This window comes from Streptomyces beijiangensis (genome assembly GCF_017315755.1).
Taxonomy (GTDB): Bacteria; Actinomycetota; Actinomycetes; order Streptomycetales; family Streptomycetaceae; genus Streptomyces; species Streptomyces beijiangensis.
Genome location: NZ_JAFLRJ010001634.1, coordinates 1 through 359, shown reverse-complemented (window position 1 = coordinate 359; position 359 = coordinate 1). Strand labels below are relative to the sequence as shown.

Annotated in this window: 1 protein-coding gene; it reads right to left on the bottom strand. The window is 48.7% G+C overall.

The window, feature by feature from the left end:
- On the bottom strand, positions 1 to 317 hold a 317-nt coding region (locus tag J0695_RS46600), incomplete at its 3' end, for a family 43 glycosylhydrolase (protein WP_206970219.1).
- Positions 318 to 359: the final 42 nt, after the last annotated feature.

The window sequence follows — 359 nt, the reverse complement described above, 5'->3', positions numbered from 1 at the left end:
TTTCGGCCGTTGATGACAGTCGGTCCGTTCAGCCTGGGCGTCGCGAAGATGTAGAAGGTTCCGTTATGATACGAAATATCAGGCGCCCAAATGCCGTGCGAATCATTGATATCCGACAGGTCCAATCCTTCATTTTCCGTGATTCCGTGGCCGATGATCTTCCAATGGACTAAATCTTTAGAGTGGGAAATAACGATTGCCGGGAAATACTGGAACGTTGAGTTCACCATGTAATAATCTTCCCCGACTCTGATAATTGAAGGGTCCGGATGAAAACCGGTCAACACCGGGTTCGTATATGTGTGTTCACCGCTCATGGCATTCCCCTCCTGCCGGTTCGACACTGAACCATTCGATAT